This is a genomic window from Streptococcus sp. GMD1S, from assembly GCF_000296875.1.
In the GTDB taxonomy this organism is placed as follows: domain Bacteria; phylum Bacillota; class Bacilli; order Lactobacillales; family Streptococcaceae; genus Streptococcus.
Window position 1 is genome coordinate 1 of sequence record NZ_AJQY01000181.1, and the last position, 1,004, is coordinate 1,004.

Sequence of the window (1,004 nt, forward strand, 5' to 3'; positions counted from 1 at the left end):
TTAAGTAGCCAAGACATCAAGGATCGTCAACGAAATATCAGCGACATTAAACCCTACAAAACAACCAAGGAAATCGTCGTTTCAAATATCTTTACCTTCTTTAATGCCATGAACCTGGCTCTGGCAGTTCTGGTAGCCACAACCTTGCGATTTGAGAACATGCTCTTTTTAGGTGTGATTGCTATCAATACAGCTATCGGGATTTTCCAAGAAGTGCGTTCAAAAAATGCTTTGGAAAAGCTAAGTTTGCTTGGTAAAAGTAAGTACAAGGTCAATCGAGATGGTCAAACGATCGAGATTGATCCAGAAGACATCGTTCTGGGGGAATATCTGCATCTCAATCTGGGAGATCAGGTACCTGTCGATGCAGAAGTGCTTGAAGGAACGATCGAAGTGGATGAGTCCTTGCTGACTGGTGAGAGTGATTCAGTCTTTAAAACAGCAGGTGACAAGCTGATGAGCGGAAGCAATGTCGTTAGCGGTACTTGTCTGGTTACGGCAACGGCGGTCGGACCCGATAGTTATATCAACAAACTCGCAAAATCCAGCAAGGAATTCAAAAAATACCCTTCTCAACTACGCGATTACATGGATAAGATTTTAAAAATCGTCTCGATCTTGCTGGTGCCAGTTGCCATTCTGCTCTATATCAGAGGTTTTAGTCTAGGACGGTCTTATGTTGAGATTGTTTTAGGAAGTTCAGGTGCCTTGGTCGGCATGATTCCAGAGGGTTTGATTCTATTGGTTAGCGTCTCCCTAGCGGTAGCAGCCATGAAGTTGGTTAAAAAGAAGGTTCTAGTGCAGGAACTATACTGTGTAGAGACCTTGGCGCGAGTAGATGTTCTTTGTTTTGATAAGACAGGAACTATCACGACGGGGAATATGAAGGTCCAAGAAATGAATGCTAATGTGGCAGAGAAACTATCTTCTTATCTGGCTTATTTCGAGGATGAAAATGCAACTTCCCGAGCTCTGAAGACTTACTTAACCTGTGAGAAAAAGTG

The 1,004-nt window shown here is 42.9% G+C and carries 1 protein-coding gene; it reads left to right on the plus strand.

Translation table 11 applies throughout. The features are described from left to right. A partial coding sequence (locus tag GMD1S_RS08130) for an HAD-IC family P-type ATPase (RefSeq protein WP_000697047.1) occupies positions 1-1,004 on the plus strand: 1,004 nt, incomplete at both ends.